This window comes from Candidatus Magnetobacterium casense (genome assembly GCF_019173545.1).
In the GTDB taxonomy this organism is placed as follows: Bacteria; Nitrospirota; Thermodesulfovibrionia; order Thermodesulfovibrionales; family Magnetobacteriaceae; genus Magnetobacterium; species Magnetobacterium cryptolimnobacter.
In genome coordinates, this window is sequence record NZ_JABXWD010000130.1 from 1 (window position 1) to 9215 (window position 9215).

5 protein-coding genes and 1 pseudogene are annotated in these 9215 nt (G+C 45.7%); 2 read left to right on the forward strand and 4 right to left on the reverse strand.

Annotation, left to right across the window (positions count from 1 at the left end):
- Positions 1 to 200: 200 nt before the first annotated feature.
- Both HWQ67_RS08505 and HWQ67_RS08510 read left to right on the forward strand, forming a co-directional pair.
- Positions 201 to 4412 carry an acyl-CoA dehydratase activase gene (locus HWQ67_RS08505; RefSeq protein ID WP_218252260.1) on the forward strand — a complete coding sequence of 1404 codons (4212 nt, stop codon included), beginning with the start codon at positions 201 to 203 and terminating at the stop codon, positions 4410 to 4412.
- A 34-nt stretch (positions 4413 to 4446) separates the two neighbouring features.
- The gene (locus HWQ67_RS08510; protein WP_081853625.1) at positions 4447 to 4542 is read left to right on the forward strand and encodes an AURKAIP1/COX24 domain-containing protein; all 96 of its coding nucleotides are present in this window, start codon (positions 4447 to 4449) and stop codon (positions 4540 to 4542) included.
- Positions 4543 to 4573: 31 nt separating this feature from the next.
- On the opposite strand, the gene HWQ67_RS08515 is transcribed toward HWQ67_RS08510, so the two are convergent.
- The 4 genes and pseudogenes from HWQ67_RS08515 to HWQ67_RS08530 all read right to left on the reverse strand — a co-directional run.
- Positions 4574 to 4936, reverse strand: coding sequence for a DUF1460 domain-containing protein (locus HWQ67_RS08515; RefSeq protein WP_218252261.1), 363 nt, complete (start codon positions 4934 to 4936; stop codon positions 4574 to 4576).
- A complete protein-coding gene (locus tag HWQ67_RS08520; protein WP_218252262.1) occupies positions 4912 to 6756 on the reverse strand; it encodes a DUF1566 domain-containing protein in 1845 nt (614 codons plus the stop codon). The genes HWQ67_RS08515 and HWQ67_RS08520 overlap by 25 nt, the downstream gene beginning before the upstream one ends.
- Before the next feature lie 8 nt (positions 6757 to 6764).
- A complete protein-coding gene (locus HWQ67_RS08525) occupies positions 6765 to 8456 on the reverse strand; it encodes a hypothetical protein (RefSeq protein ID WP_218252263.1) in 1692 nt (563 codons plus the stop codon).
- Between the two features lie 6 nt (positions 8457 to 8462).
- Positions 8463 to 9215 (reverse strand): annotated as a pseudogene (locus HWQ67_RS08530) (hypothetical protein); the annotation flags it as partial.

The following is a 9215-nucleotide window of genomic DNA, read 5'->3' on the forward strand; positions in this document are numbered from 1 at the left end:
CCCCTTCAGAACCCCCTGCAAGGGGGCCAGCCCCCTTGACCCCTTCTTACCTTGTTGACATTGGGTTGATTATACACAACATTTCAATTGTATAGCTGAACTATTACACATTATCAAATTAATCCTGGACTTTCTCTGTCCCCTCTTTATCTTTGTCGGGTGTTTTCTGTATAATGTATCTTTTAGCATGAAAGGAGTGGATGATGAGACACATTGGATTGGATGCGGGTTCGGTTAGTGTCAAGATAGTTGCCTTCGATGACAGTGCCAACATAGTTGACAGCGTCTACGAAAGACACCACGGACACCCATTAAGCGTCGCCTACAGACTGCTAAAAGGGTTTAACTTTGAGGACTCGGCCCTGTCGATAACCGGTTCGGCAGGAAAACTTATTGCCGAGGCACTTGGTGTAACCCACATCAACGAAATAGCGGCCTGTGCCTATGCCACAAGAAAACTGTTGCCCTCCGTCAGGACCATAATCGAAATGGGCGGGGAGGACTCTAAGTATATAATACTCCAGGACAGTGCCATCAAGGACTTTTCGATGAACTCCGTCTGTGCCGCGGGCACGGGGTCGTTCCTGGACCAACAGGCCGAGCGTATGAGACTCACCATTGAGCAGTTCAGCGAGCTGGCGGCCAAAAATAGTAAACCCGCACGCATTGCAGGTCGGTGCAGCGTCTTTGCAAAGTCCGACATGATACACCTCCAGCAGATAGCAACCCCCGTAGAGGACATCGTGGCCGGTCTGTGTTTTGCCGTGGCGCGCAATTTTAAGGGCACCATCGTCAAGGGCAGACCCAGTGCGCCGGAGGTGTCGTTTCAGGGCGGGGTGGCATTAAACGTTGGCATGGTCAGGGCATTTAAGGAGGTCTTTGGCTTCGATAACCTTATTGTCCCCGACAACTGTGCCCTCATGGGCGCTATCGGTGCCGCATTAAAGGACATCGACGCCGGAGTCCTGCACAGGGGCATTGACATTGAGGCGTTGCAGGCATATATCGGCTCGCTCAAGCACCTCGAAAAGGGGCGGGCGCCACTTATACAGCAAGGAGACGACTTCTTCCAGAGGCACAAACCGGCGGATGCCACGCCCTCAGTGCATAATATAAAATCCGGCGACAACGGTAGCACCCCCAAAATCAAGTCCTACATGGGTGTGGACATCGGTTCTATTAGCACCAACCTCGTTGTCATTGACGAGGCGGGCAACCTCCTGGCCAGAAAGTATCTAATGACCGCCGGCAGACCCATTGATGCCGTCATGACCGGACTACGGGAGATCGGCCAGGAAATAGGCCATGACATAGAGATCGTGGGCGTAGGCACCACAGGCTCCGGACGCTACATGATAGCCGATCTTATCGGGGCCGACATCGTAAAGAACGAAATCACCGCCCAGGCGGCAGGGGCGCTGTCCATGGACAAGACCGTGGATACGATCTTTGAGATCGGCGGGCAGGACTCCAAGTACATCGCCATAGAGGATGGCGTGATCGTTGACTTTGAGATGAACAAGGCCTGTGCCGCGGGCACGGGTTCGTTTCTGGAGGAGCAGGCCGAAAAACTCAACATCTCCATTAAGGAGGAGTTTGCCGGGTGCTCGTTCTGTTCGACCTCTCCGTGCAGCCTGGGTGAGAGATGCACCGTGTTTATGGAAAACTCCCTGATGGCCAACCTCCAGAAGGGCGCCCAGAAAGACGACGTCCTGGCCGGGCTGGCGTACTCAATCGTAGAGAACTACATAAATCGTGTGGTGGCGGGCAAGCGGGTCGGTAAGAACATATTCTTCCAGGGCGGCACGGCACACAACAAGGCCGTAGTTGCCGCTTTTGAGAAGTTTACGGGGCGCACGGTCACCGTCCCCCCCAATCACGACGTCACCGGCGCTATCGGCATGGCGCTGATCGTCAGGGATTATCAGGCGGCAAGAGGCGCCGGTACCTCCGTCTTTAAGGGCTTTGGGATAATCGACCGTGCCATCAAGATTACGTCGTTTCAGTGCAAGGCCTGTTCAAACGTCTGTGAAATTAACCGCGTAAGCCTCCAAAACGAAAAAGGTCACCTCTTCTACGGTGGCAGATGCGAACGCTATGATATAAAAAAGGACAATGCCCACGGTATAGAAGACCTGTTTGCGTTCAGGGAGACGCTCCTTCGCAGCTTCCATGACCCCGACAGGGCAAAGGGACGACCGCTAATTGGTATCCCGTATATATTTCTGATGCACGAGTATCTACCGTTCTGGAGCACGCTGCTCTATGCCCTGGGGTTTGACGTGGCCCTCTCACCTAAGACCAACCGCCAGGTGGTAAACCTCGGTGTGGAGAGCGTGCTGTCGGAGTCGTGTTTTCCGGTCAAGGTGGCCCACGGGCACATAAAATACCTGATACAGGCGGGGGTTGATACACTGTTGTTGCCCTCCTTCATCAACGTCAGCAACGGCACCGATGACTTCGCAAAGGGTTCACCGTGTCCCTACACTCAGACCATGCCGTATCTGGCTAGAGCGGCGTTTAGCTCAACCTCTGACGGACTGACGGTGCTCAGTCCGGTAATCGACTTCAAGCGTGGCGACGGCTTTCTGGTCAACGAGCTTCAGAGTCACCTCAAGGCCTACAGACTGTCATCAACCAGGCTCAGGGCGGCCATCAAAGAGGCCAGGGCGGCACAGGACGGCTTCTACGCAAAACTCCGTCAAAAGGGCAAGGAGGCCATAGACGCCATTACCGAGCGCACTATCGTGATTGTGGGCAGGGCGTATAACTCCTTCGATCCGGGCGTAAACTTACAGATACCACAGAAACTCGCCACCATCGGCGTTGCCTCTATCCCAATGGACATGCTCCCCACGGCTAATGTCGATATCAGCGACAGGTGGAGCGACATGTACTGGCGCAGCGGGCAGAGAATAATCAAGGCGGCACGATACATCAGGTCAAACCCGCTGTTGTATCCGATATACATAGGCAACTTTAATTGCGGCCCTGATTCATTTATACTTAAGTTCTTCAGGGATGAGCTTGGCGACAAGCCCTTCCTGCACATAGAGATCGACGAACACAGTGCCGATGCCGGAGCCATTACCCGGTGTGAGGCGTTCCTGGACAGCATTGAAAACATGCGCCGCAAGCAATCCCCACCGCCATCCAAAAGGCAGACCCACTCCCGCAATATCCCCATGTCGGAGACAACCGTCTACATCCCCTGGATGTCAGACCACTCCTATGCGATTGCGGCTGCCCTGCGGTACTCCGGTATTGCCGCCGAGGTGCTGCCACAGACGGATGCCGAGGCGCTGTCTCTGGGCAAAAAACACCTCTCCGGCAAAGAGTGCTATCCCTGCGTTGTCACCACCGGGGATGTCATCAAAAAGGCCACCTCTGCGGACTTCGACCCCGAACGTTCGGTCTTTATGATGCCCGGCGGCACGGGGCCATGCAGGTTTGGACAGTACAACGTCCTGCAAAGACTCATCCTGGACAAGCTCGGCCTGGACAACGTAAAGATATTCTCCCCCGTGCAGGACATCTCCTTCTACGATGACCTGGGCACAATGGGCAAGGACTTCTTTCCCCGTACCTGGCAGGGCATCGTTGCCATTGAGTTGCTGCTGAAATGCCTGCACGAAATCAGACCACACGAAATCCACAAGGGACAGGCACAGGCTCTCTATGACAGGTACCTGAAGCTGCTATACGAAACCCTGATGGGCAGCAATGGCGCCATGGAGGGCGTCCTCAAGCAGATGCGCAGGGACTTTGAGGCAATCCCCAGGGACGACCAAAAGAAACCACTAATCGGTGTCATCGGCGAAATCTTTGTACGCTCAAACAGCTTCTCAAACGAGGACGTCATAGCGAAGATAGAATCGCACGGGGCAAAGGTCTGGCTCGCACCCGTAGAGGAGTGGTTGTTCTACGTCAACTACATAGGGTTTAAACATGCCTTGATAAAAAGAGATTATTCTGCTATGATAGATAGCTTTGTAAAGAGGGCCTATAAAAAGAACATCGAGATGAGATATCACAGATACTTTAAGGGATTCCTGCAGACGTTGCATGAGCCCGATACGCGTGCCATTATGGCAAAGGCGGCACCCCTGGTGGACGAATCCTTTGAGGGAGAGACGGTTTTGAGCATAGGCAAGGCCATTGATCTGATAGAGCACGGGGTATCGGGGATTGTCAACGTGATGCCTTTTGGTTGTATGCCGGGGACGATTGTTACGGCGCTGATGCGTTCAATCAGCAAGGACTACGGCATCCCGTGTATCAGCGTCCCGTATGACGGCACGGAGTCAAACATGACGGCGTTGCAGTTGGAGGCCTTCATAGAGCAGGCAAAAATGCAAGCCGAATCGGCAATAAAAGTGCGAGCCGCACTGGCAGTAAAAGGCAGAGGATAAGATGATACGGATTACTTTTAAAGGAGGTGATTAAGTGGGTAATGTAAAGAAATGGCGTAAGAAAAAGATGTCAAAGCACAAGCACAAGAAACTGCGCAGGAAGATGAAGTTTTCGCGCAGGAGGAGATAGATCGGCTCCCCATAACGTTTAAATGTGACGCTTAAAAGCGTGTAACAAGGATGCCGATAAAGGGCATCTTTGATATGTAGTGGTCAAGGAGTACCTTCTTTACACCGCCAGAGGCTGGGTAGCGACCTGTTGAGCTGGAGTGAGCGGAATTGCTGTGGTTGTTTTTAGTTCCGCTTGCGTGGAGGAGGTAGACCTTGTTGTTGTGTATCTTTATAATGCCAAGGTGGTCAACGATTTCGTCCGGGATGCGTCTGTTGAGCGCCTTGACGAACCAGACTATGTCGCCACTTTGCAGTTTAGAAATCCCGTCTCTGATGTGTTGAGGGGGTAGTATGGCAACGGTGCGTATACCCCTGGTACCCTGGACATCTATTGTGCGGCACGAACCGGCCAAACATAGTAGTGGCCGTTGGACTTATCTCCGGCGAAGACGTTGCCATCATCCATGCTGAGGAGCCACGCACTGTCCGTAACGTAAGCACAGGCGGTAGATGACCAGTAGTAGCCAGACTGCACATTGGTAAAGCCTTGAGAATTGAGCCAAACATACGGGACATTTATACCTTTCACAAGGCTCTCAAGTTCATCTCTGTCCGGTAATCGCCAATCCGTGTAGCCAAACGCACCCTTACCCTCATTCATTGATGTGATATAGTTTAACGCCTCTTTCCAATCTTTCCGACCTATAAGTTTAGCGTTTTTTGTCCAAATAAGCCCTGTTTTTGAGTCTGTGAGAGTACCATTACCATTGTCTTTGAACCTATAGTTATGCTCGTCCTTCTTTATATTGTCAGTTATAGGCGGTATAGATTCAACAGGTTTGGTTGTTGGTGTTTTAATTTCAGTTACAAGTTTACCATTAGACCATATGCCACTTAGCACACTACCATCTGAAAACGTATAAATACCTTTCCCATGATGTTTATAATCTTTCCATTGCCCTACATATTTATCACCATTTGAGTAAGAGAAAGTGCCATAACCATAAAAACACGTGCCTGTTATACAACCTATGCCTTTTCTTTGTGCCGTAGTCTCAACAGGAGAAGGTGTTGGTGTTTTAATTAGTTCACCATCAGACCATATACCACTTAGCACACGACCATCCGAGAACGTATAAGTACCTTTCCCATGACGTTTATCATCCTTCCATTGCCCTACATACTTATCACCATTTGAGAGCGTAAGAGTGCCTTGTCCATTAACTTTATCATCCTTCCATTGCCCCTCATATTTAGTACCATCAGGCAGAGTATAAGTACCTTGACCATGATGTTTACGATCTTTCCATTCGCCCACATATTTATCACCATTTGAGTACGAGTAAGTGCCATAACCGTTGACACAATTGCCTTCTATACATCCGATGTTTTTGTTCTGCGTTTCAGATTCTATCGGTGGAGGTGGTGGAGGATATGTCGGAGATTGTGTTTTATTTGAAGGAGTACTTAATTCAGATTTGCCTTGAAATATTAAGGATACTGTAACACCAATAATAATAAACAGCTTAAGTATAACCAGTGCTACAACTTTGAAATCATCAGTAACGCTATCTTGTCCTTGTGATTTTTCTTTTTTTGTTTTTTGTTTTTCCTTCTTGTCATCGTTAAACCAGTCCTTTCTATTCTGAAAATAAACGAACCAAAGAATCGATAGGCCAATGGCGAACATGTCTTTTGCTATGTTTTCGGGTCCTCCAGTAACCGCCATTGATACCACACCACTTAATGACACTAATGTCAAGTATACGTATGTTAAATATAGGCCATATTTTTTACGTTTCCATATTCCATACGAATAAGCTATTTTTAAAATACTTACAATAAGGGCTACTCCTCGGTTAGGGATTACGGATGTTTGTACACCTCCAATAAAGAAAACAAAGAAAGCAAGACCGCCAAAAACAAACCCACTAATAATCCAAAAATTACCCCATCCAAAACCTAGTTTACTTACATTTTTGATATCCGTATCATCATTATGTTTATTGGTGTTTTTATCGTTTCCTTGGTCTATGTTGTTTTCTTGCTGCCTGTTTTCTTGTTCATACTCTCTGTGTTCTTCTGATTTATGTTCCTCGTGCTTGTTTGTTTTCTCAAGCTGTTTGTCCTCATAGTCGTTTTGACTAGTACAATCATCCCCTTTGAGTTGCTCAGAAATCCTTTTCTCTATTCCGGCAAACCCTATATTGTCATTTCTTTTTTCATCTTCCATAGATATTCTTACTTGAACTCTCCCCTGCGCAGTTTATGATAATTACCGTCTTCATGTAAAAATCTAAGCAATGTTTCAAGAATATGTATGTTATCATGATTTCTATAGGACAGTGGCATTGGTAGATGATATCCAAGTGGGTAGTATCCAGGAATTGAGTATGAAACATCTCTAACTGACAATCTTGTCTGTGCATTTTTTTCGTATTTAATCACAAGCCCTCCACTGGAAGAATAAAAGGTTATGTCTTCCCATCTATAATGAGAAGTGTTTCCAGCCAGTAATATTCCATTTTTATCTACAACAGCATAATTATCGCCATAAACAATTTTTTCTCCTAATGATAGCCTGCTTAAAGTTTCGCTGAACAAACGGATGCAAACTGCTTTCCAAAGCTTTTCAATGATCAATGCATACCGCTTTTCAACAGTACTCAAACGCTCAAGCATTGTATTGCACTCTATCTCTAACAACTCGCGTGGTGTGCCAATCCAAATTGTATAGTAGCTTTTACTCTTCTGTCCATCATTATATTCTACAAGTATGCCCCATCTTATACGACTAATTTCATCAGTCTTTATCGTTCTTTCCTTATAAGTTATACTATTGGAAGAGATAACTAATCTGTCCTTAAAGAGCGTTCCGATCTCAATATCGAGGGAGATTTCTTTTTGCCATTTTATTTTTTCCTCTGCGCTTTTTTTCTTGTGGACAATAATATCTTCAAGCGTTTTTACATCACTCGATATGAACTCTGCAAACATAGGGAGTTCTTTAAAGACTTTAGAAATCAGCATAGAAATTCTTTTTGCTTCTCCATACATTCCCATTTCGTTTGCTAAGAATATCGAGGCATTTCTGAGTTCACGAGCCAGGTCAAGGCTATAACTATCCTCAATCCCTTGAGTTTTCATAATAATGTGTATTGGTCTGACAATCTGATACCAAGACATTAGTCTGTTTTCTAGTGTTTTAATTATTCGGTCTCTCTCTTGCATATTTCTTGACTGGAGATCCTTGGTAATAGCCAATATTTGTTCAGATAGCTTATTAAGGTATCTCTGGACTTCCCTTTGATACAGTTCAGCAAGGTCGGTAATCAATTTCGGTGGCTGCTGCTGTCCGTGTGAAGTCACTACCTCTACAATTTCCGTAAAGACGATATCAGGGTCTTTGATATTATTCAGGGCACTTATCATCACAGTTGCAAGATACCTCCTATGATGTTCAATGGCATCAAAAATAATGTCAACATCCTGAATCTGTGGAAACCCTGCCAAATGTCTATCCTTATTAAGCGTTGCCATAAGACTTTCAGTCTTAATTTCATCATAAGACTTGGCCATTACAAGAATTAGGTTAACAATTTGAGATGGGTCATTAGGCTTATGATAGCTAAAAAAGGTAGATACTGCATTGCATCTCACTAATGGATTAAATCTCGATAAAAAATTGGTTGTTTCATTAGTATTTCTCTTAACATTATACAATATGACAGGCACGAGATCAGAGGCAACACCAGGAAGCCAGGAAATTTCTGCATGAATACGATTTCTTGGATGTGTAAGCATGGCGCAAAATCTTGTACATGTATCTGAATCTAACGTCAGACTTTTCTCATCACAGACTTCAACTATTTTATGCCTTGAAGCACATGTATCCAGTTCTAAAATGTAAAATGGATTTTCAAGTAGATTCATTCTTCGCTATAGAATATTAGATTGCAAGAACATATCCTGCTCTGAATAGGTCACAATTCTGATACTGTAGAGTTTAAAAATAATTTTCCTAAGCTCTTCTATTTTCTCTTGCTTTATTGCTTCAGTTCCGAGCTTTATTAAATACCTGAAAGCATCTTTGTCAGTATACAAATACTCTTCATTTTGCATGTTTTTAAAAATGTTGATGACAAACCCCTCTTGACGCCAAAAAATCAGCCAACTCATATGTTTCATTTGTTCAATGATGTTCTCAAAATCTGAAGTTCTATAATCAATTACATTTCTTGCTCTTTTAATCATATTTTCAAGTGATATGAGTTCTGATTCTTTGGCATATTGCTTAGTGTATTCTTCAAACATGCTCACTAAGTTTTCCAACTCTAAATTCCTGATGCTTGTAATATGTTCTTTCCGAGTATTAGCCACTAAGCGTTTTGCTTCGAGAATGTTCTCAAATGCCTGCTTTGCTGACTCAGGATCGTCTTGCCGTTGAGCCAGCTCTTTAGAACCTTGAAGCTTGCTTTTTGCAAGTTGTAATCTACTATCGTTAACCTTACAAGAAATGTTATCGACCCTTTCTATAAGCTTATTACTTTCTGTTATGACGAATTTTTCAGCATTATAGAAATCCAGGTAGCACTCCAAACAAGCGTGGACGATGTATAAAGTATTGAAAAAAAGTGGTTTATGTGTAATAATATTTGTATGTAATAACACATGCAGAAAGGAGAAAGACAT

Coding starts and splice junctions, on each gene's coding strand:
- HWQ67_RS08520 (WP_218252262.1), bottom strand. CDS start 6,756: ATGGAAGATGAAAAAAGAAATGACAATATAGGGTTTGCCGGAATAGAG.
- HWQ67_RS08525 (WP_218252263.1), bottom strand. CDS start 8,456: ATGAATCTACTTGAAAATCCATTTTACATTTTAGAACTGGATACATGT.
- HWQ67_RS08505 (WP_218252260.1), top strand. CDS start 201: ATGATGAGACACATTGGATTGGATGCGGGTTCGGTTAGTGTCAAGATA.